The organism is Ruegeria sp. AM4, assembly GCF_056540665.1.
The window spans coordinates 23,869-46,476 of record NZ_JBQFXD010000007.1; the positions used below are offsets into that span (position 1 = coordinate 23,869).

A 22,608-nucleotide genomic window follows, 5' to 3' on the forward strand; every position below is an offset into this window, starting at 1 on the left:
CTGTTCCCTCAGGCGCGTTGAGCTTCGTGGATCAGGCGGTGGATCATCGGCGTGAAAATAAGTTGCATCGCCAAATCCATCTTGCCGCCCGGAATGACCAGCGAGTTGGCGCGCGTCATCCAACTGTCGTGGATCATCGACATCAGATAGGGAAAATCGATCCCGCGCGGGTTTGCGAAACGGATCACCACAAGGCTTTCATCGGCTGTTGGTATCCAGCGCGCGATGAACGGGTTTGACGTGTCGACAACGGGCACCCGTTGAAAATTGATGTCTGTCTGGGTGAATTGCGGGCAGATACAATGCACATAGTCATGCATCCGTCGCAGGATGACATCGGTGACCGCCTCGGTCGAATAGCCCCGGCTGGCCTTATCGCGATGGATTTTCTGAGTCCATTCCAGATTGATCACCGGAACGACGCCAATTTTCAGATCGGCCAGAGCGGCCAGATCAACCTGATCATTCACAACGGCCCCGTGCAGGCCTTCGTAAAACAGCAGGTCGGAATCGTCTTCAAACGGAGCCCAGGCGGTGAACTCGCCGGGCGCGACGCCGAGTTTCTCGGCCTCCTCATCATCGTGGACATAGTGCCGGGTGCGGCCCTTACCGGTATCACCATATTCGCGAAACACGCGTTCCAGCTCTTCCAGCTCGTTGGCATCAAAACTGAAATGGCTGAAGGTGGAATCGCCCTGTTCTAACCGTTTGGCAAGTTCCGCCTTCATCTCAGCGCGGTTAAAGCGATGAAACGCATCGCCTTCGATAGAAACAGCGCTCAGGTTCTCGCGGCGGAAAATCTGGTCAAACGTGCGTTTGACCGTTGTTGTTCCCGCGCCCGAGGAACCGGTAACCGAAATGATAGGGTGTTTTCTGGACATGTGGTGAATCCTCGCTCAGGTACGGAACAGGCCGCGTTCGCCGAACAGGGCGGCATTTTCTTCCTGGGGAAGATCGTGGTAGCTTGCGACGCGCATGACCTTGTCTGATCCGCCGAAGACCAGCGGTGAGCGCGCATGCAGACTGTCTGGAACCTGATCGAGAATAGGGTCGCAGCAGTTCGACGCGCCGCCGCCGGCGTTCTCGATCAAAAATGCGATTGGTGCGCATTCATAGACCAGCCGCAACCGACCGGACTGATACCCGTCGCGATTGTCGCCGGGGTATAGAAAGATCCCACCACGGGTCAGAATACGGTGCGTTTCCGCCACCAGCGACGCAATCCAGCGCAGGTTGAAATTGCGTGCGCGGGGGCCATCCGCCCCAGCGACCAGATCGTCGATATAGGCGCGCACGGGGTTGGACCAATGACGGTAGTTTGACGCGTTGATGGCGTATTCAGGCGAATCTACCGAAATGCCAGTCGGTGCATCGACCTGTCTGAATTGGCGGTCTTCGGGATCAAGGACGTATTTCTGCACACCTCTTCCAAACGAAATGACAAGACTGCATTGCGGCCCGTAGATCGCATAACCCGCCGCAATCAGATCGCGGCCGGGGCGCAGAAAGCTGGCCTCGGGGCCATCGGCGCAGTGGTAGATTCCAAAGATCGTTCCAACTGAGACATTGGTGTCGATGTTTGATGACCCGTCCAGCGGGTCAATCGCCAGCGCGAGCGATCCGTTGGGATTCAGTTCAACAACGTCATCCTGTTCCTCGGATGCGTAATAGCGGACAGCACTGTCAGACAGGCGCTCCATGAATGCATCATCTGCAATCACATCCAGCGCTTTCTGCGCGTCTCCGTCGGTATTGGTTCCGGCAGCGCTTGCCAGATCTTCGACAAGTTCTCCGCGCGCGATGCGAAGTGCGATCTGCGCAAAGACGTCGGTCAGACGATCAACGACATCGGCAAGTGCCGGCTCGGTTGCTGCGGCCTGTTCAATGAGACCATGTCCGTTCTGCGCGTTCACTTATCCATCCTCCCAGCGTGGTCGTTAATGGTCTGCCACATTGCGGAATTTCAGAAAATTTAATAAAATGAAACGAAGGCTAATATTTTTGGAATAGTCATGCTCAACGGAATTACCCTCAAGCAACTGCGCAGTCTGAAGGCGGTGGCCGACACGGGATCAATTACGGACGCCGCGTCGCTTCAATCTCTCAGCCCGCCTGCTGTTCACAATCAAATCAAGAAGTTAGAGGAGTCCACCGGAACCGCGATGCTTGCCAGGGGCGGGCGCGAAGAGGGATTGGTTGCAACAGATCACGGTGCAGTTCTTGTCCGCGCCATGGAGCGGATCGAGGGTGTTCTTGCGTCTGCCTGCGACAATTTGGAAGCGTTAGGTGCAGGTCATGCGGGCCATGTGACCTTGGGATTCGAGACCACGGGGCGATATTTCGCGCCGAGGCTCATCGCCTCGTTGCAGCAGGCCTGTCCGGGAATCAGGTTGTCCTTTCGCGTGGCCAACAGGACAGCGGTTGTGAATGACTTGTTTTCAGATCGGATCGACCTTGCAATCATGGGACGCCCGCCGCGAGGGCCTGCTGCCCAGGCGACACCGATTGGCCCTCACCCCTATGGTCTTTATGTCGCGCGCGATCATGTGCTGGCACGACGCAAGGATTACGACCCGGCCGAGCTGGTCCGCCAGACGGTACTGGCGCGCGAGCCGGGATCCGGGACACGCATCATTCTGGAACGCTATCTGGGCCAGATCGACACATATGGCACGCCGGAATTGGTCACGTTTGATTCGAATGAAACCATAAAAGAGGCTGTGATCGCAGGTTTGGGTGTGGCGATGTTGTCGGCCCATGTGGTTCAGCGTGAACTGGACGAAGACATCTTGCGCCGGATCGATTGGCCCGGTCTGCCGGTGATGCGGTATTGGTATCTTGTTCAACGACTGGACACTCATGCCGAGGAAAGTACCACGCGCATCTCGCAGGCCATCGGTGAATTGGGCGGTTCGTTCCTGCCGAACTAGGTCCTGTTGTCCGAGCGGACCTCTTTTCGGGGCAGGATCGAGATATCCTGGTAGAAGGCTTTGACCCGGTAGCCGCGCGACATGAGCTTGTCCATGTCAACCAGCACTTTTTGCAACCGTTCCTCGGACATGATGACGTAGAGGATGACGCTGGAATCGCTGATCAGCATCCCCGATTGCAGGCCAGATGTTCCGGCACCCGATGCAGACACGACTGTGTAACCGCCAATGCCACGTTTCTTGAGCTGCTCGACGACCATGCGTTGAAGTTCGCCGGGCGTGATGATGGTCAGTAGCTTCTTTTCTTCGATTTCTCGCATCTGGTCAGGTCCTTTCCAAACGGGATGCGCCTATGTCCAGACGGACTGGGCCACCGCATAATACAGCGGAATGCCGACGAGGATGTTGAAGGGGAATGTCATGCCCAACGCCATGGTGAAGTAGACGCCTGGCCGTGCCTCGGGGATGGCGTAACGCGCCACGGCGGGTACCACGATATATGACGCAGATGAGGACAGCACTGCCAACAGCACCGCATCGCCGACCTGCAAGCCGATGAGATAGGCCAATCCCAGCGCTATCGCCGCATTGATCGGAGGTGACAGGAATGCAAAGAGAAACAGCTCTTTGTCGATCTTCGCGCGGCCTTCGCTGATCTGACGCCCGACCAGCAATCCCATCTCCAGTAGGAAGAAGGCCAACATCCCTTTGAAAATATCGGCTGTGAAGGGACTCATCTCCGCCTTTCCGTCCTGCCCGGCCAGATAGCCGATTATCAAGCTACCAATGAGCAGTAGCTGAGCGCCGTCGGTCAACGCCTCTTGCAATACTTCGCGAATGGATAGCGGCTGGAACACGTCATCATTGGGATCGTCCTCGGCCACCTCAAGCGCGGCCTGGCGGGCACGTACCGCCGTGGCCAGAACCACGGCCATAAGGATGGCGGGGGTTTCCATCAACACCATTGCGACGGTCATGTAGCCGCCATAGTCGACGCCCTTGACGCTCAGGAATTGCTGAGTGGTGATGAATGTAACGGCGCTGATCGATCCATAGGTGGCAGCGACTGCCGCGCTGTCGAACGGGTCGATCCGGCGCGAAAGGAAGTAGAAAGCATAGGCCGGGACGAAACCGGCCATCGCGATTGCGGCAATGATGGCCAGAATCCCTTCGGCTGGCAGCCCGCCCGAAGCCAGGGCCGCGCCCCCCTTCAGTCCCAATGCCATCAGCAGGTAGAGCGTAAGGAACTTTGCGATCGCCGAAGGAATTTCAAGGTTAGAGCGCAATAGACCAATCGCCGCGCCGAGCACGAAGAACAGCACCGCCGGGTCGATCAGGTTTGCAGCAGCCGATCCTAACATGCCAATTCAGCCTCGCGCCAGAAGGGCTCAAACCGGTTCGGTTCCGACAGGCTTTTCTGTTCGTCAATCAGCAAACCGGCCGCGCCTGCGGACAGCGCCGCCCGTTGCTGGGAAAGATCCGCTGTAACCACCGCATAGACGGGGGTGGCGAGCGACTGCGTCAACGCCTTGATCTCTTCTTCCATGCGGGCCGGGTCGTTGTAGTTGGGGAGGACGAGGATGTCGCCCTGCAGGCTTGGCCCGACCGCGGTGCTTGCCAGGGTCTTCGCGATCACCCCAACTATTTCTGACGAAATGATGGGTTGCGGCACAGTGGCAGGGGCGGGCAGGATGCGGATCGGCGCGCTTTGGGCGGAAACCCCGGATTGCCAGATTGTCAGGCCGCGCGCTTGCGCCCGCGGGTTCAAACGGCGCGTCAGCGAGACGCGCTGCGCATCCGTCATTGGGCCAGTGAGCATCAGCGCACCTGCGCCAATCTCATTTGCCGCGTTGAGGGACGTGTCTACCCAGTCAGAGGTGCGAGTGCTTTGGGCTGTGACGCAAAGCACCCGTTTGGGGAGTGTCAAAAGCGCCAGGATTTTCTGATTTGATGGCAACAGCGGCGCTACTTGCGGACATGCAGGGTCAACCCAGGCTAGCCTTTGGTTTTCCTGCCCTTTTGGCGTTCCGGCCCAGTCATCTGCCAGAAAGACATCCAATGAAACCCGACCGGTGGCAAACTGATGCGAATACGCGCTGAAGCGTTTCAAACGCGTCGCGGACAGGCCCGTCTCCTCGAACAATTCCCGAGCCGCTGCAGCCTTGGGCGTCTCGCCGGGTTCGATTTTCCCGCCGGGCACTTCCCAATAGCCACCAGATAATTGATCAGCGCGCCGTTGCGCCAGCAATATGCGCCCATTTCGGTCGCGTATGACGCAGGCGGCAACATGCACGGTGCCTCGTGGCCGGAGGTCCTGCGGCTTTTTGGGCGACCATCGCATCAGTCCGGCCAAACGCCCGAATTCGGAAGGCCCAGGTAAGGGCGCGGTTTGGTGGGCGCGGAATTGCGCTTGGGTTTCTTAGCTGCAGATTTTGCCGAGGCAGGTCGCGCGGCGGCTTTTTGGGCCGCAGGCTTTGCAGGCGCGGGTCGTGCAGCGGATTTCTTGGGTGCGCGGGTCATTGGGTACTTGTGTCAAACAACTGATTTGACCGCTCGGCGAAATCGCTTTGCGTCAGGAGGTCATCATCCCCGCTTGCCGGGATTGTGACATTTACATGTGTTTTGGAGAAGCTCAGATCAGGATACAGGCGAACCTCTTTCGACAGACCAGCGAGCCGCTCGAGAAAAGCGCTGACGCCCGCGTAGTTTTCGAATTCAAAGCGGCGATGCAGCGCACCTGCTGACGCAATTGTCGTCCAGCAATCGGGTGGGATCACCTCGTTCGGGACAGCAATATCGTTTTTGACAGTATCCATTGCAAACAGTCTCCTTTCGGGCCTGGGCGCCGGGTCAGAGCGACCCGGCAGCTAAGACAGAAACGAAGCCAGAAGCCTGCGTCGCTACGGCTTAGACAGACGCAGCGGTTGGCAGAACGCCTTCCACTTCGGCATGAGGACGCGCGATGATATGCGCAGCGGCCAGGCCGTCGCCGACCCGTTCACAGGCATCAGCACCAGCACGAACGGCGGCATTCACGGCCCCGGTTTCGCCCCGGACCATCACGGTCACATAACCGCCGCCAACAAACTGGCGCGAGATCAGACGAACCTCGGACGCTTTGGTCATGGCGTCGGCGGCTTCGATTGCGGGCACCAACCCGCGGGTTTCGATCATTCCAAGGGCAATGCCCGTTTTTTCACTCGCCATCATGTTCTCCTTTTCCGGCTAAGTTTCTCTAGTTCACCTGGGGCCGCAGCGGTGCGGGACTCCAGCGTTCTTCGGTCCAGTCGTCGATTATTCCGCCGATTGTGAGGTCGGTGGTGACTTTCGGATTTCCTGTTGCGATCCGGGCGGCGGAATAGGCGATGGTGACTACGAAATCGCCTTCGCGGCAGCCGATCGGATCGACGGCGACCTCGACATTGCCGCGCTGATCTTCGAGGACCTGCAACTTCTTCGCGTGCAGGCCGAAAACCCGCTTTGTGGTGACAAGATCGCGGACAACGCGCATGATGTTCATGACGCACCGCCTTTCGCGTCAGCTTCCCAATAGTCGATGATGCCAACTATCGTCAGGTCAGATGGATAATCCTTGTGCCCCGCCGCGTCCTTGGCGGCCGAGCTACCGACGGCGATAACCCAGTCACCTTCCTTACAGCCGACCGGATCTACGGCAACAGAACAGCTGCCGTTCTTTTCACGCACCACCAAAAGGCGGCGGTTCTCCAATTTGCTGATCCGCGCGGTCGCAACAAGCGTGCCTTCGACTTGAAAGATTCTCATCCTGCTACCTCCGCTGAGATCAGTTCATCGCGATTGGAGGACACGAAGCGCAGTGGCCCGCCACTTTCGGGGCGGATGGCGGCTTCGACCGTTACGGTTGCGTTTCCAGCAGAAGCTCTAACAGCCCGGGCCATGCGACGTGCGGCGCGTTTGGCGGCTTGTTCGTCCCCTGGGATCAGCGGATCGAAACAACGCATGACCAAAACCGGGATAGAAACTTTCTTGACGCGGCAGAGCCCGTTCAGGATCGACAGGCCAATAGCCAGATCTCCGGCACCTTCTTCGACCGAGCTCATCTGCGCTTGAAACGAAATATTGCGTTGCTGCACATCGTCCAGCGGATCGCCGATCACCATCAGTTTTTCGGCGTGATCCGTTATCGGGTACGCGCCGCCATGTTTCTGAAGCACAGCGTCAACCTGCGCCAGATTGTTCTTGAGCAGATAGCCACAGAACCAACGCATCGCTTCGGTTTCGATGTCGTCCGTGGCCACTCCGGCACAAGCCGCAACGCGCGACCGAATGGCATCCTTGGCATCGTCGCGGGCCAGACCCTGCGTTTCGGAATAAAGGTCGGAAGCATTTACAAAGCGCGTGGCATCCACCTTGCCCTGATGGTCCGGGACATGCACGCGGATCGCGTCCGTATCGGTGTCGACGCCGACCAGAAGCAAAGCGATTGCATCGGGCGCACCATACCGGGCGGCAATGGCGTCGCGGAACTGTTCCAGCCGTTCCAGCAATGTTCGCGTTGCGGCGTCATCATCGCATCCATGCGCCGCGCAACCTGCATGGGTGGGATCGCCGCTGGAGAAATGGTAAACGCCGATCTTCAAATACCGCGAGTTTGCGTCGCTAGAACTGGGTTGATCTGCGCGACAACGCCCAAGTTCGTTCTTTTCCCAATTGCGAACGGCATCCGCGACATCGAACATCGCTCCTGCATATGACCGCCGTGCGGTTACAATCGAAGGCGGCACGCGAAGTACTGTGCCCAATAGGCCAGCAAGGCGACCGTCGGCGCAGGGTGTAATGTCAATCGCGTGAAACCCCCAGCGGGCAATCAGGTCCTTGATCGGGGCACCATCGAAACGGTCGAACAGGTTCTGTTCGTCCCCCACTTCAGCCATCCAGGCAAACAATCGGGTCACGCACCGCGCGTGGATGTCACCTATGTTCAAAGGCGCACTCCAGTCCGCGGCGAACCATTCCGGATCGGCCTTAATGTCAATCGCCAACAGGGCGGCAACTGCAACACGGGCGAAATCCGGCTCGTACTGGCGGGGTGCCAGTTCGATCAATGTGCTCATCAACTGGTTGAACCGGGTTTCGAACGCGTTCTCGCGTTGGTCCAACAAGGCGGCGATTGCCGGCTCGGCCAAGGGATGAGCGCTGCGAACGGTCGGTTGTGCCGCCGCGTGCCGGGGATGCGCGCGCGCGATCTGAGCGCTGGGCATCCATCCCGCTTTCCAGGCCGTATTGGGGCCGGACTTTATGCGTCGGGTGGCCATCATCCTGCGGCTCCGCCGGACAAGGTCACGGTCGCTCCGGACTTAGGTGTCCAGCCGACAGCTCCGGTGACCGGGCTGGTCTGATCCGGTTTCACGGCTTTTGCTCCAAACCGGGCGGCTCCGGCAAATCCATGGGCCGCGCCACCGCGTTCGGTTGGGTTGCGCAATGTGGCCGAGCTGTCCTCGGTTCCCGTGATACGGGCGTCATCGCGCCAGGCCGAGCCGGTGATGACTGTGCCCTTGACAGACCCTTCGCCGGTTACGGCGCGATGGGCAGGGGCCACGCTGCCGGGGCCGGATCGCGCCGGGGCGCTGAACTCGACATTGCCGGTGATCTTGCCCTGACCTTGGGCAAATGTACCTGTAATGTTTGTTGCGTCGGCTGTCGCATTGGCGCGCGTTTTCAGATGGGCCGCGCGTTGCGGTGATCTCACGGAAAACCCGTCGATGGATCCAGCAATCTGGTCTTCGGGGTTGCCCGATGTTTCGGGCGCGTTCGATACAAAGTAGCGTGATCCGGTTATGTCCCGCTCGGCGCCGCGCCCGGTGCCCGAAACCATCGGGTCGTTCAACGGCACGTCTCCGGTGATGGCACGGGGTGCCGTTGCGGTCTGCGTGGCCTCTTGGTCCTGTGCGCGTTCGCGGTCGCACCAGCCCTGGGCGCTGTCAGCTCCGAAATAAGGGGTGCCGGTCATGGTTGCGCAAGTGCCGTGTTCGCCCCCGGTGACGCGTGGGTCATGTTCCATTTGCGGGCCGGTGACCGTCTGACCTGTCCAGGTTTGCGACTGGCTGACCTTTCCGCCCGAGGCCGGGTCAACCCGACCTGCCTCTGCGGCAACTGCCTCGGGCAGCGCTGCCGGGGCGAAGTACTGCGAGCCGGTCAGCGTCCGGTCCGCACCGGATTCATTGCCGGTGACACGCAGCGATCTGCCGATAACCGTACCCGAAATATCTTGTCCGCCAGACGTCTGTTCGATCACATGCTCGCCCATTGTGGACTTCGATCCGATCCGATGCGTCGAGGTGCCCAGGCTTGTCCCGTGGACTGTCTGGCCATGCGGTTGCGACTGTCGCGGGAACTGCGCAGAGACAAGCAGCGCGGTGTCGGCACGGTCATCAAGCACGTCGTCCAGGGTTTGATCGGCGTTCCCAGTGACAGCGGCGGCACCGCGTTCTTCGTCCCCGGTGATCTGCACTGCCGAACGCAACATCGTGCCGGAAACCGTCTGACCTTTTGAGGTTCGCGCGTGGCCGACCTTTCCGGGTGCCGGGCGATACCCGCCTTCGGTCCCGACCACATACTGAGTTCCAGTCAATGGCTTGTCGCGCCCGGCTTCCGCGCCTGTCATCATCTGTCCGGTTGCATAGCTCAAACCGGTTACCGGGGTGTTCGCACCGGCGGTTGTGACGGAGGGAACTTTGGGCGGGTAGGTGACAGTGCCCTGCTGTTCGACACGGGGCTTTGCCGCGGCGGTACCTTTGCCGAATTGGGCCCGATTCATGCGGTGCTGCATGGCGGTTTCCCGGCCATTTGTCGCTGCGGCCACCGCTTCAGATTTGACCGGCGTTTCGGGCGGCGTTGAGGCAGGTGCGGTGGTCTCTTGCGGCATCGCCGCTTGTCGAAAACCGGATCTGACACGTTCGGTCGCTGCCGGAAGCGCCGCCTTTCCAAGCGACAGCGCTTTGCGTCGCATGATCGAAGCTTCGCGCCCCGTAGCAGGGCCAGCGTCAACACGGGTAACTGGCGCTGCTACGGGGGCCGGAGGCAACGATGTCGATGGGACGACAACGTCAGTGCCCCCAAGGGTGTTGTCATTTGGCATTGCTGCCTGGCGAAACCCTGAACGGACACGTTCGGCTGCCGCCGGCAACGCTGCTTTGCCCTGTGACAAGGCCTTGCGCCGCGCCATCGAGGCTTCGCGCCCGGACAATCCGGTTTGTGTCGCTTCGGTGCTCATATCGGTCCTCGGTGCGGTTCAGGGTTTGGGTTCGGGTTCCAATCAGGCGCGGTAGACGACAAACGCCATGCCTTGCGACTGGGCGTAGTTGTCGTAAGCGATCAGACGCACATGCATCCCCGGATTGGCGCGGCGGCAGGCTTCAAGCTCGTTCAGCACATGTTCGACCGATTGCGTGCCGAAAAGTGGCAGTTTCCACAGGTACCAGAAGTTCGAGAACGACTTCTCCGGTTCGGTATATTCAATCGCCGGGTTCCAGCCGCGCGCGATCATATAGGCCACCTGCTGGGCGATCCGCTCGGGCGTCATCGGCGGCAGGTACGAGAATGTCTCGGTTCTGGGCTGGGTCGTCGGGTATGCGGATGCGTCGGTCATCGCTGTCTCCGTTTCTTGGGGTTTTGGATGTGGCGCAGAACTCAGACATCCAGCTTGTCGACAACATCAAAGTCGAACTTGATTTCCTTCCAGGTCTCCATGGCGATCGCCAGTTCCGGGCTGTGCCGGGCGGCTTCGGTCAGGATCTCGCGGCCTTCGCGTTCGACCTGACGGCCCTGATTGCGCGCCTCGGTGCAGGCTTCCAGCGCCACGCGGTTCGCATGGGCACCGGCCGCATTGCCCCAGGGGTGGCCCAGCGTGCCGCCGCCGAATTGCAGGCAGGCGTCATCGCCGAAGATCTGCACCAGCGAGGGCATGTGCCAAACGTGAATCCCTCCAGATGCCACCGGCATGACACCGGGCATCGCGCCCCAGTCCTGATCGAAGAACAGGCCCCGTTTGCGGTTTTCAGGAATAAATGGTTCGCGCATCTGGTCGACCCAGCCCAGCGTCGCCTCGCGGTCGCCTTCCAGCTTGCCGACCACGGTGCCCGAATGCATATGATCACCGCCTGAAAGGCGCAGACATTTGGTCAGGACGCGGAAATGGATACCGTGCATCGGGTTGCGGTCAACGACAGCGTGCATGGCGCGGTGGATATGCAGCAACATTCCGTTTTCGCGGCACCAGTTGGCAAGGCCCGTATTTGCGGTAAACCCGGCTGTGAAGAAGTCGTGCATGATGATCGGGGCACCGAGTTCCTTGGCGAACTCTGCGCGCTTGTACATCTCTTCCGGCGTCGCGGCGGTGACGTTGAGATAGTGACCTTTTCGTTCGCCGGTTTCGGCCTCGGCCTTCTGGATCGCCTCCATCACGAACTCGAACCGGTGCTGCCAGCGCATGAATGGTTGCGAGTTGATGTTCTCGTCATCTTTGGTGAAATCGAGCCCACCGCGCAGACACTCATAGACCGCGCGACCATAGTTCTTGGCCGACAGACCCAGCTTGGGTTTGATGGTGCAGCCCAGAAGCGCGCGACCGTATTTGTTCAGTCTGTCGCGTTCGACCTGAATGCCGTTGGGCGGGCCGCCGCAGGTTTTGACATAGGCCAACGGGAACCGAATATCCTCGAGACGCAAGCTGCGCACGGCTTTGAAGCCGAAGACGTTGCCAACCAGCGAGGTCAACACGTTTACCACCGATCCTTCTTCGAACAGGTCGATCGGATAGGCGATAAAGGCATAAAAGGCGGTTGGGTCACCCGGAACGGCTTCGATCCGGTAGGCGCGACCCTTGTAGTAATCAAGATCGGTCAGCAAGTCGGTCCAGACAGTGGTCCACGTTCCGGTCGAGCTTTCGGCAGCAACGGCGGCGGCGGCCTCTTCGGCGGGAACCCCGTCTTGTGCCACAACTTTAAACACCGCCAGCAGGTCCGAATCCAAAGGAACGTAGTCTGGTGTCCAATAGGTTTTGGCGTAATCCTTCACACCGGCTTGGTACATTTTCTCAGCCACGCTGCGCCTCCTGAATCAAGTCTTTGCAACGACAGTTGCCTTGGTCATTTGCAGGATATGAGCGGGGAATACATTTCCACAAATTACTTATTGTATGAGTTTCATTACTATTGCTAATAATAGGAATGCGGATTGATCTACGCCAATTGGAAATGTTTGAAGCGATCGAGCGATATGGGTCTTTGACCCTTGCAGCCGACGCGCTGAACGTCACTCAGCCTGCGATAACATTGCAGATGCAAAAGCTCGAAGCTCAGGTGGAACTGGCTCTGCTTGAACGCGCCGGGCGCGGGATCAAAATTACCGAGGCCGGTCAGGAGGTCTTGCATCAGGCCAGACGGATCAACCGGGTTCTGGATGATCTGCGTGAAAACCTGCGTCATTTCAAAGGGGTACAAAAAGGCGTCTTACGTATCGCCGTGGTTTCGACGGCCAATTACTTCATCCCGGATTACCTGGCCAGCTTCAGAAAACGCCATCCCGGCGTCGAGATAGATTTTCGCGTGGCCAACCGTGACAATATTCTTGAGATGTTGGCCTCGAACGAATCCGATCTTGCCATCACCGGCCAGCCGCCCGAGGATTCCGACCTGATCGCGCGCCAGTTCAAGGATAATCCCCTGGTCGTCATCGCGCCACCTGACCATCCACTAGCCAATCGAACGGATTTGGAGCCATCGGACCTGGCGCAATATCCCTTTGTCGTGCGCGAACCGGGTTCGGGCACGCGCGCAGCGATGGAACGCGCGTTTCGGGAACACGGGTTGGAGTGTCAGGCCTCCTGCGTGTTGGAATCGAATGAAGCCGTCAAACAAGCAGTGCAGGCCCAGTTGGGACTAGCCGTCATTTCGCGCCAGACAACCGAGCTTGAGACCGAAACCCGACGGTTGGCGCTATTGCATTGCGACAAGCTATCGCTGAAGCGCACCTGGTACGTTGTCTATCGCAGCTATCGCAGGTTACCTCCGGCCGCCCTGGAATTTCGTGAACAGTTGCTTTCAGACTGAGAACGCGTGCGGTAATGGCTTGCCAAAGCAGAACTCTGAGATCGGTTGCAGGATGCAGGATGATTGATCACCCGGAACTATTTGTATTGCGCCACGGAGAAACACTCTGGAACAGGGAACGCCGATTACAGGGGCGCAAGGATTCCCCTCTGACGCAAAAAGGAATCGCCCAGGCTCTGACTCAAAAAACGTTGCTCGAAAGGTTCGATCACGTTCCGAGTGACGTTTTTGTCAGCCCGCTTGGGCGCGCGTTGCATACCGCGCGGCTCGCGCTTGGGTCAGAGACCAATTTCGTTGTCGATGATCGCTTGCAGGAAATCGGCTTTGGGCGATGGGAAGGGCTGACGAAACAGGAAATTCGCGAAAAATCGGATCGCGTTCTCAGCGACGATGATTTGAGCTTTGGCAGCCCGGATGGAGAGACCTTTGAAATGATATCCGAACGGGTTCTGAGCTTTCTTTCTGATCTCAGACGTCCCGCCATCGTCGTCACTCATGGCGCGACATCCAGCGTTATGCGTGGATTGAGCACCGGCTTGGATCGCGCCGCAATGGTTGGCCTGTCCCGAGAACAGGGATGTATTTTTCATCTTCGCGATGGAACGGAAGAAATAGTTCGTTCGAACCAGTCTGGATGAACTATCTGGCCTAAAAAGTTAGGTGTGGAACAAGGGTGTTTTAGGCGTTCGATCCGACCAAATAGAAATACCGGTAACATACGGGGCCTCCGCACCCCGCTTATTCCTTGTCAGGCGCTGCGATTTGCCAAGGGATTGGTTTTCTGAGCAATATTTTCATTATTGCCGAGCAGACGTCCACAATCCGCCGATCTGCGCGTGCGCTATGCGGTTCGTCAATGCCATCGCGATGACCCAACCGGTGACAACAGCTGCAGCGGTTCCCAGCCAAACGCCAATTTCGCTAAAGCCCAGCAGGCCGACAAACACCCAGACAAAGAACGCGACTCCAAAGCCCTGACGATACAGGCTGATCCAGACTGTCCAGATGGGCTTTTTGAATGCTTGCAGCAGCGAATTGATCGAAAACAGCATCATGTAAAATGGCAGGATCAGGCTATCGACGCGCAAGTAGCTGACGCCGACGCGGATGACTTCGGGGTCAGCCGTGAAAAACCGCATCAGCAATGGCCCACCAAGCCATAGGATCGGGATCGCGACCAGAGACATCATGAATCCGACGCGCCAGCAGTAGAACAGCGCCGCCCGTACCCTATGGCTGTCGCGCGCGCCAAAGTTCTGCGATGCAATCGGCAACAGGGCACCGGTGACGCCGAGAATGGGCAGAAGCATAACCTGTTCGAGACGAATGGCGATCGCATATCCTGCAATGGCATGCTCGCCAAACAGCTTCAGCGCGAATTGCAAAACAAACACTGACAGCAGCATGACCATAAATGAGAATGCAGTCGGCAGCACCTGTAGGGAGATCTCGAAAAACCTGTCCACGCGCGGAACGAAATGCGCGGCGCGCAATCGTCTCATCCGGCGTCGTCGAAGAACTTGACGGATCAAAAAGATCATTACACCGGTCTGGCTTATGACGGTGGACAGCGCCAGCCCATCAAACCCGATACCCGGGACGACGCCTGGAATTCCATAGATTAGAAGCGGGTTCAGAACGATGTTCGCCAAAAAGGCCACTATTAGAGCCCGCTGCATCGAAACCGCGTCGCCATGGGCCTGCAGGATGCCATTGCATCCATGGGCCAGAAGAAATCCGGGCATTGCCAGAAGCAGCCAATAGAAATACCGCAGACCGGCATCGCGATACACTCCGGGTTCCGAGACCAGCTTGATCAGCAACGGTCCGAACCACAAACCCGCCAGCGCAAGCAGGCAGGACGCGGTAACGCCATATGCCATCCCTTGTGCGGCCAGTCGCCGCGCGGTTCTGTTGTCGCCCGCACCCAGGGCATTGCCGACCAGCGCGCTCATGGCGGCGCCCAGACCAACGCCGACCGAGATCGAGATGAAAAAGGCCTGAAACCCAAGTGCAAGCCCGGCTTGGGCGCTGGTCGAAAGAAGCCCGGCAAAAAAGATGTCGACGATATTGTACAGCGTGCTGAACAACATTCCGACTGCGCCTGGAATTGCAAGGGTTCGAAAGTGACCGGGAATGGGTCCTTTCGTCAGGTCAAGGTCGAGTACCTGCGCCATGTTCCTATCGCATTACGGGCGCTCGGCCTGAACGGTCAGAAAGACAAATTCGGGCGTCAACACGTCTTCGAACCCATGGTTGAGCTCTGCGTCTACACTGATCGAGTCGCCTGCCGACAGCGTAAAGCGGGCCTCGCCGTATCGATAGATGGCCTGGCCCTCGATTGCCTGCACAAAGACCACGCCGTGGCCGACATAGGTCGGGGGCGGGCCGCCTTCGCGCAGCAGCGTGACCCGGCGCGCCTGAAAGCGCAGGTCTTTGCGCGAATGCAGCGCTAGATTGACATATTCATGACTGTGCCCTGCCGCGATGCGAGTGGATTTCAGCCCTTCGCCATGGCGGACAAGCGTGTAGTCGGTGTGATCGGTGCGGGCCTCGCGGAACAAGGAAACAATCGGCACTTCAAGCGCTTCGGCCAGCGCCGCAAGTGTATCGATCGAAGGAGAAACCAGACCGTTTTCAATGCGGCTGACCATGGCGGCCGAGATACCGGATTGTTCGGCAAGCCTGCGTGCGGATTGTTTGCGACTTTGGCGCAACTCTTTCAGCGAAGCGCCGATGGCGCGGTCGATCTGTCTGCCCGGAGGGTCTCCTTGCATGATCCGTCCTTTCACTCGCTGCTGTAATACCCCACCACATCGCCATCGGTAGTAACACCAAGGCCGTTCAGCAATCGGTTGGCATAGTTGAAATAGCCGACGATCTGGTTGATCTCGAGAATCTCACCATCGGCCCAACCCGCCTCTCGGAGTGCGGAAACATCCGATTCGACCATCGTGCCCGGCGAGATTGTAAGTTTCTCTGCGTATTTGAGCGCTTCGAGGTGTGCTCCTTCGAACGCATCCTGCGGGCGGTGTGCCTTAAGCGCAGCCTCGATCTTGTCGGCGCGTGCTTCGTCGCTGATCAGGTGGCGCGCATTGGCCCAATGATTGGCGTAGGAATAGGGGCAGGTGTTGAGTGTTGATACGTAAGAGCTGATCACTTCCTGAAACCACATCGGGACCGTGTTGACCTGATCGTGCAGGCAGGCCCGATACAAAATCACGTGCCCTTTCATAGTGTTGGGGCGCAGGGAGTGAACCCGCATCACGTTATCAACGGTTCCATGTGGTGTACGCGCCAGGTCCAGAGTGGCCTGCAGCTGTGCGTCGGCATCTTCGTCAGATATCATCCTGATCCATGCGGACATTCGCAGTTCCTCCTTCGGTCATCAGCGCAAATTTCAGGCAATGCAGTTCAAGGCCATGAGTTTTTTATTGACGAGTATTGCATATTAAGCAACCATATTAATCAGAGTGCAACGAATTTGAGGAGTTTCTGGCCTTGAACGACCGCTCAAACCTATCGCAGCGCCTGTCTGGTGCAGGCTGTGTTGCGGCTCTGCGATGGTCGATCAGGCTGCGCTGTCAAGCGCGCTGCGCCCGAGACGACAAAAGGCACCCGACCAATGTGTCCCAAACCCAGATAGGCACGACATGAACCAAGCCACTCCGATGATCGAAGTGACCAATCTGGACAAGTATTACGGCACGTTCCACGCGCTGAAGAATATCGATCTGACGGTGCATCAGGGCGAGAAGGTTGTGATTTGTGGCCCATCCGGGTCGGGCAAGTCGACCTTGATCCGCTGTTTCAACGGATTGGAATGGCACAACTCAGGTCGTCTCGTGATTGACGGGATCGAGGTCTATGACGGAGCCAAGGAAATTCGCGAACTTCGTCAGGAAGTTGGCATGGTATTCCAGCAGTTCAACCTGTTTCCGCACCTGACGGTTCTGGAAAACCTGATGATTGGCCCGATGAAAGTGCGCAAGATTTCCAAGGCTCAGGCCGAAGAGACGGCGCGCAAGTATCTTGACCGTGTCCATATCCCGGAACAGGCCGACAAATACCCGGCGCAGCTGTCTGGTGGGCAACAGCAGCGTGTGGCGATCGCGCGATCCTTGTGCATGGAAACACGGATCATGCTGTTTGACGAGCCGACCTCGGCGCTGGACCCCGAGATGATCAACGAGGTTCTGGATGTGATGGTCGAACTGGCCGACACAGGCATGACCATGGTCGTCGTCACACATGAGATGGGATTTGCCCGCAAGGTCGCGGACACGATGGTGTTCATGGAGGCAGGGCGGATCGTCGAAATCTCGCCGCCCGACCAGTTCTTTACCAATCCTTCGAGTGAACGGTGCCGCCTGTTCCTGGATCAGATTTTGGCACATTGAGCATGAGCGATTTGGGCATATCCGGGCCAAAGGGCCAGCCATTGCCAAGGCCGCCTTTCCTCAAACGGTTTTTTGACTCGGTTCTGATCTCTGTTGCGATCTACGCGATCATAGTCGGCCTGATTGCATATGGAGCCTATGTTGGAGCCCAGAGTATGGGGTACAACTGGCAATGGTACCGCGTGCCGCAATTCCTCTACCGCAACACCGAGGTCGGGTTTGAATGGGGCCAGATTCCCATCGGACTGGTGGCCACAATCAAACTGTCGGTGATTTCGTTCCTTCTGGCGACGGCAATTGGCCTGCTGATCGCGTTGCTGCGATTGTCGCGCCTTGTGATCGGGTCTGCCGTGGCCGTTGGGTTCCTGGAGCTGATCCGCAACATCCCGCTTTTGGTTCTGCTCTATCTTTTCTACTACGTCCTTGGCCCGATTTTCGGGTTCGACCGCTACACCGCCAGCATCCTTACGCTGGCCGTTTTCCATTCGGCTCTGATTTCCGAGATCTTCCGGGCCGGGATCAATGCGATTCCAACCGGTCAATGGGAAGCTGCAAAATCCATCGGGATGACCCCGTATCAGACCTATCGCTATATCATCCTGCCGCAATCGGTGCGTTTCATGTTGCCGCCAATGACAGGCGAGGTTGTTCACCTGATCAAATCCTCGGCGATTGTCAGTGTGATCGCGGTGGCCGAGCTAACCACCTTTGGCCGCAACATCATTTCCGATACCTACATGAGTTTCGAAATCTGGTTCACCATCGCCCTGGTCTATCTGGTGGTGACCCTGATCCTGTCGATCGGCGTAAGCCATCTGGAGAAGAAATATGCCGTCGACCAATGAACCTGAAAACTATGTCGGACAACAAGGAGAACCAAGATGAAGCTTTCTCGCAGAATGCTGGGGGCCGCCCTCGGAGCGGTCGTTGCAACAGGTGTCGCCACATCGGGTTGGGCGCAAAGCGCGACCCAGGAACTGTCCAGCGAAAGTGTGATTGAAACCATCAAACAGGACGGCGTGATCCGCATCGGGTTGTCACTGTTTGTTCCATGGTCAATGCGCGACAAGAATGGCGACCTGATCGGGTTCGAACTGGATGTCGGGCGCAAGCTGGCCGAAGACATGGGTGTAGAAGTCGAATTTGTTCCCACAGCCTGGGATGGCATCATCCCGGCGCTTGTGTCGGGCAATTTCGACGTGATTATCTCGGGTATGTCGATCACAGCGCAGCGGAACCTGACCGTGAACTTCACCGAACCCTACGCCTATTCGGGTCTGGCGATCATGGCCAACAAGTCGCTGACCGAAGGCATGTCCATGGCGGATCTGAATTCACCAGACGTGACCTTTACGGCCCGTCGCGGCGCGACGCCTGCGGTCGTCATCGCCGAAAACTTCCCCGAAGCGAATTTGCTGCTGTTTGATGAGGATGGCGCCTCCGCTCAGGAGGTTCTGAATGGCAATGCCCATGCGACAATGGCGGCTCAGCCCACACCGAACCGCGAAGCCGGGCGCAACCCGGAAACGCTGGTTGTGATCGAAGGTGACTTGTTCGATCCGCGCGGCGAAGGCTTTGCCCTTCGCAAGGGTGATCCTGACGCGATGAACTATTTCAACAACTGGATTGCCCAGCAGTGGCGTTCCGGGTGGCTGGAAGAGCGTCACAACTATTGGTTCGCCACTGAAGAGTGGGCCGATCAGGTTGCCCAATAACCAAAGTGATTGGGGGCGGCCTCGTCGCCCCCGACCCTGAAGCGGAGCGGACCCGGTGCAAGACTTTCTGAAAAAACTCAGATGGCCCGACTATTTGATCGTGGCGGTTCTGATCGCGTTTTTCGGGTATATCTGGCTGTCGATCGAAGGAACGCTCAACTACAAATGGCGGTGGGAGTTGATCCCCGGCTATGTTGTCGGCTGGCATTCGGGGCGCGAAGAATACTTCGCCAATCTGCTGTTGCAGGGCCTTGTGGCAACAATTCGCATCAGCATCTACTCCGGCATTCTGGCCCTGATCCTTGGTACCGTTCTGGGCGTGGCGCGTTGTTCCGGCAATCTTACGGTCCGGATGCTGGCGCGCACCTATCTTGAATTTCTGCGCAACGTGCCGCCCGTGGTCGTTGTCTTCATCTTCTTTTTCTTTCTGTCACAGCAATTGATTGATGCTCTCAATCTGGAGCGTTGGGCACGCGGCATCGCACGTCAGGAGGACAATCAGGTCTGGGAATTTTTCTTTGGCGAGATGCGCCGCTTCCCCTCGCTGGTTTCGGGCGTCATCGTTCTGGCCCTGTTTGAGAGCGCCTTCGTCGGTGAAATCGTCCGCGCCGGGATTCAGTCGATCCCGAAAGGCCAGCGCGAGGCGGCGCGGTCCATCGGGATGAGCCGCATACAGGAACTGCGCTATGTGGTTTTGCCGCAAGCGATGAAAAAAGTTGTGCCGCCGCTGGCGAACCAGTTTATTTCACTGATCAAGGACAGTTCGATCCTATCGCTGATCTCGGTGCAGGAACTGACCTACAAAACGGTCGAACTCGTCGCCTCTTCGCGCATGATATTCGAGGCGTGGATCACAACGGCGGCCTTCTACTTTGTGGTCTGCTTTGGGCTCAGTCGATTGTTCGCACGCCTCGAAAAACGTTCGGACAGACGCTAGCGGGTCAAGGGAACGAAGCGTTCAGGCTCTGATCTGAACCATGCCGTTTTCGACCCTGGTCTCGAATACTTTCATCACCCGTGTCGCTGGTGCCGATACCGGATGCCCGTCCCGCACGTCGAATGCGCCCTGGTGCAAAGGGCATTCGATGACATGCCCGTCAAAATATCCGTCACACAGATCGGCGCCGCCGTGATTGCAAAGCGCCAGCGAAGCATATATGCCACTTGGCGTGTCATAGACCGCGATCAGACGCGTGCCGAGTTCGACACGCGTGACCCAGTTCTTTTCCAGCCGAGACGTCTCGATCACATCTTTCCACGGTTTCTCATTTGCCATGGTTCATGCCCTCGCCCCGTTTTGGATTTGTCGCAGGATTTCGCGATGTGCGGCGAGATACCCGCCGGGCTCGACGTGAATGTGGTCTTTGAGTTTCTCATGCAGGCGCGGCAAGGCATGGAATGGAACCGAGGCGACATAGTGATGCTCTGCATGGTAGTTCATGTTCCAGCACAGAAATGCCCAAGGGGCTGAAACCAAATTTGTACGGGTGTTTTCCGACATTTGGGCCACGGTCGGGCGTCCGACATGTTCCGTCATTCGGATAAAGCGCATGACCGGTTCACCCAGAAACAACGGTATGATCCAGTACCAGATCAGACCCCACCAACCGGTGACGGCCATGCCGAGAAAAATCGCAGCATAAATGACCAGCATTCGACGGGCATCGCGATACACAGCCTGATGTTCAACTTTTGGAATGAACCGCAATTCGGTCTCGCTGAGGTTGCCGCTTGCGTGACGAAACAGCTCGGTGAACTTGCCGCGCCAATAGGGCAGGGCGGACAGGTACAGCAGATATTGGCCAATTGTCTTGGGTAGCGGGATGAGCTCGGGGTCTTCTCCGGTCAGTTGCGTATAGGTGTGATGATCACAATGTTCGTAGCGGAAGAAGCGATGCGGCAGGATGATAATCAGGCCGCAAATCTGGCCAACCAGATCATTCAGCCATCGGGTTCGGAACACGGTGTAATGCACACACTCGTGCTGCAGCGAAAAGTGGTGCACCAGAACGATGCCTTGCAGGAACATTGCGGGCCAGATCAGCCAGCTGTTCCACGCGAGCGTGACGAGTGTTGTGGTAAAGGCCAGCACCAGTATCCATAGCGCCAGATGGCGCAGACCGGGGCCGTTTGACCGCTGCATGAAGCCTTTCAGTTCTTCACGCGTAAGTTTCCCTTCGGCCAAAGCCTGACTCAATGGGGTAACGATTGCTTGTGACATGTGAGTTCCACATATTTTTGCCGGTGCGGGGGCCGCGCCCTCACCACATGATCCGGCACCGGAGACGGGAGTGCTCCGCACCATAGCGCCCATACTGATCGCGCTATTGCCGACAGGTTATCGCGGCATGGGATGTCCGATCAAGCCGGAAAGTTATCCAACGCTGCGCAATCCGATATCCGTGTCGGGGCTGACAAACAGCCCGGCTGCGCATGGATAGCGGTCCAGTATCCGGGACCCGCCGGGCAACCGATGGGCGTGGAAAATTCCGTGCTCCCATAAAGTTACGCCGTCTATCACGATTGTCGGGTCGAATACATTCCAACTGATTTCGCCCGGCGCATAGGCACCGCAGGTATGGAAATGCAGAATACGCGGATTGCCAAAGGCCGAGCCGCCCCAGCGCTCGTAATTGTCGCGCATGTCCCAAGGATATCCGCAGCCCGGATGAAAGCCAGCGTGCCAGGAATGTACAAAATTGCGGTCTATATCGAACTGCGCCGCAACCCGATCGTAGTGGGCCTCGGCGCGAGCGGTGTCGGCCGGATTACCGTCGAACCCTGTTAGCCGACCGTTGTCCAGCTTGGCAAAGACCGGGCGGTCGAATTCGATCGTATAGTCGTCATAGTATTTCGATCCGGTGCCGGTCAGGAATGTCAGTGCCACCCGGCCAGAAAAACTGTGCGCGGGAACCGGTGTGAAGACGGACATCGGAAAGCGCAGGATCGAGGTGTCGCCTGATGGGTTCAGGTTCATCTCTGGTCGTCCCCTGACATCCGTGCCAAGAGGACAGGTAAAGCGCACGTCTTGCGCGGTGTTCAGCACTGCGTTGATCCCGGCTTTGAGTTCCATGAACGCGTCGTGATGCCCGTTCGAGAACCCTGATCCGAACAGCTCTCGGCTGAGGGCGAAGCTGACGATGATCTTCTTGCCTAGCGGCATATCTGAGAACCGCAGTTGGTCCCCTAGGCGGGCCAGAAACAGGATGATGTCGGCATCTTCGAACCGGGCCAGCAATTCCGGAGACAGATTTGGGTTGCCGGGATTGAACCCCACATCCACCGCGTCGACCGACAAACCCATGGAGCGGGCAACGCCCGAGACGATAGCGACGCTATCGGCGTCGAAATACCCGAACTCGGGCGGTTCATAGGCGATCAACAACCGATCCCCCGCCACCGCACGGGCGCAGTTCGACAAGAGATTTCGCGCGCCGCGCTCGGGTGTGATGTCCGACATTGCGATCTCCTGCGG

Annotated in this window: 26 protein-coding genes; 7 read left to right on the plus strand and 19 right to left on the minus strand. The window is 58.0% G+C overall.

Annotated elements, in window-relative coordinates; translation table 11 throughout:
* Positions 1 to 8: 8 nt before the first annotated feature.
* Entirely contained in the window at positions 9 to 881 is an 873-nt protein-coding gene (locus ACR0JA_RS14210) for a phosphoribulokinase (RefSeq protein ID WP_480575907.1), read from the minus strand.
* Positions 882 to 896: 15 nt separating this feature from the next.
* Entirely contained in the window at positions 897 to 1,886 is a 990-nt protein-coding gene (locus tag ACR0JA_RS14215) for a class 1 fructose-bisphosphatase (RefSeq protein ID WP_480576378.1), read from the minus strand.
* Positions 1,887 to 2,012: 126 nt separating this feature from the next.
* On the opposite strand from ACR0JA_RS14215, the gene ACR0JA_RS14220 reads away from it, so the two are divergent.
* On the plus strand, positions 2,013 to 2,930 hold the full coding sequence (locus ACR0JA_RS14220) for a LysR family transcriptional regulator (RefSeq protein ID WP_480575910.1): 918 nt from the start codon (positions 2,013 to 2,015) through the stop codon (positions 2,928 to 2,930).
* On the opposite strand, the gene ACR0JA_RS14225 is transcribed toward ACR0JA_RS14220, so the two are convergent.
* From ACR0JA_RS14225 to ACR0JA_RS14275, 11 genes are all read right to left on the minus strand, one after another.
* The gene (locus tag ACR0JA_RS14225; protein WP_480575913.1) at positions 2,927 to 3,250 is read right to left on the minus strand and encodes a P-II family nitrogen regulator; all 324 of its coding nucleotides are present in this window, start codon (positions 3,248 to 3,250) and stop codon (positions 2,927 to 2,929) included. The two genes, ACR0JA_RS14220 and ACR0JA_RS14225, sit on opposite strands and share 4 nt — an antisense overlap.
* A gap of 30 nt (positions 3,251 to 3,280) precedes the next feature.
* Positions 3,281 to 4,291, minus strand: a complete 1,011-nt coding sequence (locus tag ACR0JA_RS14230) for a sodium-dependent bicarbonate transport family permease (protein WP_480575916.1) — start codon at positions 4,289 to 4,291, stop codon at positions 3,281 to 3,283.
* Complete coding sequence (locus ACR0JA_RS14235) at positions 4,285 to 5,271, minus strand: NUDIX domain-containing protein (protein WP_480575919.1); 987 nt, start codon at positions 5,269 to 5,271, stop codon at positions 4,285 to 4,287. The genes ACR0JA_RS14230 and ACR0JA_RS14235 overlap by 7 nt, the downstream gene beginning before the upstream one ends.
* 175 nt (positions 5,272 to 5,446) lie before the next feature.
* A complete protein-coding gene (locus tag ACR0JA_RS14240) occupies positions 5,447 to 5,746 on the minus strand; it encodes a 4a-hydroxytetrahydrobiopterin dehydratase (protein ID WP_480575922.1) in 300 nt (99 codons plus the stop codon).
* Positions 5,747 to 5,837: 91 nt separating this feature from the next.
* Positions 5,838 to 6,137: an alpha-carboxysome major shell protein CsoS1 gene (gene csoS1, locus ACR0JA_RS14245; RefSeq protein ID WP_180888108.1), complete on the minus strand. Its 300-nt coding sequence runs from the start codon at positions 6,135 to 6,137 to the stop codon at positions 5,838 to 5,840.
* 28 nt (positions 6,138 to 6,165) lie between these two features.
* Complete coding sequence (locus ACR0JA_RS14250; protein WP_480575925.1) at positions 6,166 to 6,450, minus strand: carboxysome peptide B; 285 nt, start codon at positions 6,448 to 6,450, stop codon at positions 6,166 to 6,168.
* Positions 6,447 to 6,713 (minus strand): EutN/CcmL family microcompartment protein, encoded by a 267-nt coding sequence (locus ACR0JA_RS14255; RefSeq protein WP_480575928.1) that lies wholly within the window; start codon positions 6,711 to 6,713, stop codon positions 6,447 to 6,449. Before ACR0JA_RS14255 ends, ACR0JA_RS14250 begins: the two co-directional genes overlap by 4 nt.
* Complete coding sequence (locus tag ACR0JA_RS14260) at positions 6,710 to 8,224, minus strand: carboxysome shell carbonic anhydrase (protein ID WP_480575931.1); 1,515 nt, start codon at positions 8,222 to 8,224, stop codon at positions 6,710 to 6,712. The genes ACR0JA_RS14255 and ACR0JA_RS14260 overlap by 4 nt, the downstream gene beginning before the upstream one ends.
* Positions 8,224 to 10,182: an alpha-carboxysome scaffolding protein CsoS2 gene (locus tag ACR0JA_RS14265; RefSeq protein WP_480575934.1), complete on the minus strand. Its 1,959-nt coding sequence runs from the start codon at positions 10,180 to 10,182 to the stop codon at positions 8,224 to 8,226. Before ACR0JA_RS14265 ends, ACR0JA_RS14260 begins: the two co-directional genes overlap by 1 nt.
* Positions 10,183 to 10,224: 42 nt before the next feature.
* Positions 10,225 to 10,557 carry a RuBisCO small subunit-like domain-containing protein gene (locus tag ACR0JA_RS14270; protein WP_480575937.1) on the minus strand — a complete coding sequence of 111 codons (333 nt, stop codon included), beginning with the start codon at positions 10,555 to 10,557 and terminating at the stop codon, positions 10,225 to 10,227.
* Positions 10,558 to 10,598: 41 nt separating this feature from the next.
* Positions 10,599 to 12,011, minus strand: coding sequence for a form I ribulose bisphosphate carboxylase large subunit (locus ACR0JA_RS14275; protein ID WP_480575940.1), 1,413 nt, complete (start codon positions 12,009 to 12,011; stop codon positions 10,599 to 10,601).
* Positions 12,012 to 12,136: 125 nt separating this feature from the next.
* Between ACR0JA_RS14275 and ACR0JA_RS14280 the strand changes: the two genes are divergently transcribed.
* Both ACR0JA_RS14280 and ACR0JA_RS14285 read left to right on the plus strand, forming a co-directional pair.
* Positions 12,137 to 13,018 carry a LysR family transcriptional regulator gene (locus ACR0JA_RS14280; RefSeq protein WP_480575943.1) on the plus strand — a complete coding sequence of 294 codons (882 nt, stop codon included), beginning with the start codon at positions 12,137 to 12,139 and terminating at the stop codon, positions 13,016 to 13,018.
* A 59-nt stretch (positions 13,019 to 13,077) separates the two neighbouring features.
* Complete coding sequence (locus ACR0JA_RS14285; RefSeq protein ID WP_480575946.1) at positions 13,078 to 13,656, plus strand: histidine phosphatase family protein; 579 nt, start codon at positions 13,078 to 13,080, stop codon at positions 13,654 to 13,656.
* A gap of 159 nt (positions 13,657 to 13,815) precedes the next feature.
* On the opposite strand, the gene ACR0JA_RS14290 is transcribed toward ACR0JA_RS14285, so the two are convergent.
* The 3 genes from ACR0JA_RS14290 to ACR0JA_RS14300 are packed head-to-tail and all read right to left on the minus strand — an operon-like array spanning position 13,816 to position 16,385.
* The gene (locus tag ACR0JA_RS14290) at positions 13,816 to 15,195 is read right to left on the minus strand and encodes an MATE family efflux transporter (RefSeq protein WP_480575949.1); all 1,380 of its coding nucleotides are present in this window, start codon (positions 15,193 to 15,195) and stop codon (positions 13,816 to 13,818) included.
* A 12-nt stretch (positions 15,196 to 15,207) separates the two neighbouring features.
* Positions 15,208 to 15,795, minus strand: coding sequence for a helix-turn-helix domain-containing protein (locus ACR0JA_RS14295; protein WP_480575952.1), 588 nt, complete (start codon positions 15,793 to 15,795; stop codon positions 15,208 to 15,210).
* Between the two features lie 11 nt (positions 15,796 to 15,806).
* Positions 15,807 to 16,385, minus strand: a complete 579-nt coding sequence (locus tag ACR0JA_RS14300; protein ID WP_480575955.1) for a carboxymuconolactone decarboxylase family protein — start codon at positions 16,383 to 16,385, stop codon at positions 15,807 to 15,809.
* Between the two features lie 286 nt (positions 16,386 to 16,671).
* Between ACR0JA_RS14300 and ACR0JA_RS14305 the strand changes: the two genes are divergently transcribed.
* From ACR0JA_RS14305 to ACR0JA_RS14320, 4 genes are read left to right on the plus strand one after another with little or no spacing between them, the layout of a single operon-like run.
* Complete coding sequence (locus ACR0JA_RS14305; RefSeq protein WP_480575958.1) at positions 16,672 to 17,418, plus strand: amino acid ABC transporter ATP-binding protein; 747 nt, start codon at positions 16,672 to 16,674, stop codon at positions 17,416 to 17,418.
* 2 nt (positions 17,419 to 17,420) lie between these two features.
* Entirely contained in the window at positions 17,421 to 18,263 is an 843-nt protein-coding gene (locus tag ACR0JA_RS14310) for an amino acid ABC transporter permease (RefSeq protein WP_480575960.1), read from the plus strand.
* A 36-nt stretch (positions 18,264 to 18,299) separates the two neighbouring features.
* Positions 18,300 to 19,133 (plus strand): transporter substrate-binding domain-containing protein, encoded by an 834-nt coding sequence (locus ACR0JA_RS14315; protein WP_480575963.1) that lies wholly within the window; start codon positions 18,300 to 18,302, stop codon positions 19,131 to 19,133.
* 55 nt (positions 19,134 to 19,188) lie between these two features.
* A complete protein-coding gene (locus tag ACR0JA_RS14320; RefSeq protein ID WP_480575966.1) occupies positions 19,189 to 20,070 on the plus strand; it encodes an amino acid ABC transporter permease in 882 nt (293 codons plus the stop codon).
* Positions 20,071 to 20,091: 21 nt separating this feature from the next.
* Here ACR0JA_RS14320 and ACR0JA_RS14325 read toward each other — a convergent pair whose 3' ends face one another.
* The 3 genes from ACR0JA_RS14325 to ACR0JA_RS14335 all read right to left on the minus strand — a co-directional run bounded on the left by ACR0JA_RS14325 (position 20,092) and on the right by ACR0JA_RS14335 (position 22,593).
* The gene (locus ACR0JA_RS14325) at positions 20,092 to 20,409 is read right to left on the minus strand and encodes a non-heme iron oxygenase ferredoxin subunit (RefSeq protein WP_480575968.1); all 318 of its coding nucleotides are present in this window, start codon (positions 20,407 to 20,409) and stop codon (positions 20,092 to 20,094) included.
* A 3-nt stretch (positions 20,410 to 20,412) separates the two neighbouring features.
* A complete protein-coding gene (locus tag ACR0JA_RS14330) occupies positions 20,413 to 21,354 on the minus strand; it encodes a fatty acid desaturase family protein (RefSeq protein ID WP_480575970.1) in 942 nt (313 codons plus the stop codon).
* Positions 21,355 to 21,507: 153 nt separating this feature from the next.
* A complete protein-coding gene (locus ACR0JA_RS14335) occupies positions 21,508 to 22,593 on the minus strand; it encodes a hypothetical protein (RefSeq protein WP_480575973.1) in 1,086 nt (361 codons plus the stop codon).
* Positions 22,594 to 22,608 lie beyond the last annotated feature (15 nt).

What these genes read in the sequence shown, in the direction of transcription:
- ACR0JA_RS14210 (WP_480575907.1), bottom strand. Translation starts at nt 881, where the DNA reads ATGTCCAGAAAACACCCTATCATTTCGGTTACCGGTTCCTCGGGCGCG.
- ACR0JA_RS14220 (WP_480575910.1), top strand. Translation starts at nt 2,013, where the DNA reads ATGCTCAACGGAATTACCCTCAAGCAACTGCGCAGTCTGAAGGCGGTG.
- ACR0JA_RS14225 (WP_480575913.1), bottom strand. Translation starts at nt 3,250, where the DNA reads ATGCGAGAAATCGAAGAAAAGAAGCTACTGACCATCATCACGCCCGGC.
- ACR0JA_RS14230 (WP_480575916.1), bottom strand. Translation starts at nt 4,291, where the DNA reads ATGTTAGGATCGGCTGCTGCAAACCTGATCGACCCGGCGGTGCTGTTC.
- ACR0JA_RS14235 (WP_480575919.1), bottom strand. Translation starts at nt 5,271, where the DNA reads ATGCGATGGTCGCCCAAAAAGCCGCAGGACCTCCGGCCACGAGGCACC.
- ACR0JA_RS14240 (WP_480575922.1), bottom strand. Translation starts at nt 5,746, where the DNA reads ATGGATACTGTCAAAAACGATATTGCTGTCCCGAACGAGGTGATCCCA.
- csoS1 (WP_180888108.1), bottom strand. Translation starts at nt 6,137, where the DNA reads ATGGCGAGTGAAAAAACGGGCATTGCCCTTGGAATGATCGAAACCCGC.
- ACR0JA_RS14250 (WP_480575925.1), bottom strand. Translation starts at nt 6,450, where the DNA reads ATGAACATCATGCGCGTTGTCCGCGATCTTGTCACCACAAAGCGGGTT.
- ACR0JA_RS14255 (WP_480575928.1), bottom strand. Translation starts at nt 6,713, where the DNA reads ATGAGAATCTTTCAAGTCGAAGGCACGCTTGTTGCGACCGCGCGGATC.
- ACR0JA_RS14260 (WP_480575931.1), bottom strand. Translation starts at nt 8,224, where the DNA reads ATGGCCACCCGACGCATAAAGTCCGGCCCCAATACGGCCTGGAAAGCG.
- ACR0JA_RS14265 (WP_480575934.1), bottom strand. Translation starts at nt 10,182, where the DNA reads ATGAGCACCGAAGCGACACAAACCGGATTGTCCGGGCGCGAAGCCTCG.
- ACR0JA_RS14270 (WP_480575937.1), bottom strand. Translation starts at nt 10,557, where the DNA reads ATGACCGACGCATCCGCATACCCGACGACCCAGCCCAGAACCGAGACA.
- ACR0JA_RS14280 (WP_480575943.1), top strand. Translation starts at nt 12,137, where the DNA reads ATGCGGATTGATCTACGCCAATTGGAAATGTTTGAAGCGATCGAGCGA.
- ACR0JA_RS14285 (WP_480575946.1), top strand. Translation starts at nt 13,078, where the DNA reads ATGATTGATCACCCGGAACTATTTGTATTGCGCCACGGAGAAACACTC.
- ACR0JA_RS14290 (WP_480575949.1), bottom strand. Translation starts at nt 15,195, where the DNA reads ATGGCGCAGGTACTCGACCTTGACCTGACGAAAGGACCCATTCCCGGT.
- ACR0JA_RS14295 (WP_480575952.1), bottom strand. Translation starts at nt 15,795, where the DNA reads ATGCAAGGAGACCCTCCGGGCAGACAGATCGACCGCGCCATCGGCGCT.
- ACR0JA_RS14300 (WP_480575955.1), bottom strand. Translation starts at nt 16,385, where the DNA reads ATGTCCGCATGGATCAGGATGATATCTGACGAAGATGCCGACGCACAG.
- ACR0JA_RS14305 (WP_480575958.1), top strand. Translation starts at nt 16,672, where the DNA reads ATGAACCAAGCCACTCCGATGATCGAAGTGACCAATCTGGACAAGTAT.
- ACR0JA_RS14310 (WP_480575960.1), top strand. Translation starts at nt 17,421, where the DNA reads ATGAGCGATTTGGGCATATCCGGGCCAAAGGGCCAGCCATTGCCAAGG.
- ACR0JA_RS14315 (WP_480575963.1), top strand. Translation starts at nt 18,300, where the DNA reads ATGAAGCTTTCTCGCAGAATGCTGGGGGCCGCCCTCGGAGCGGTCGTT.
- ACR0JA_RS14325 (WP_480575968.1), bottom strand. Translation starts at nt 20,409, where the DNA reads ATGGCAAATGAGAAACCGTGGAAAGATGTGATCGAGACGTCTCGGCTG.
- ACR0JA_RS14330 (WP_480575970.1), bottom strand. Translation starts at nt 21,354, where the DNA reads ATGTCACAAGCAATCGTTACCCCATTGAGTCAGGCTTTGGCCGAAGGG.
- ACR0JA_RS14335 (WP_480575973.1), bottom strand. Translation starts at nt 22,593, where the DNA reads ATGTCGGACATCACACCCGAGCGCGGCGCGCGAAATCTCTTGTCGAAC.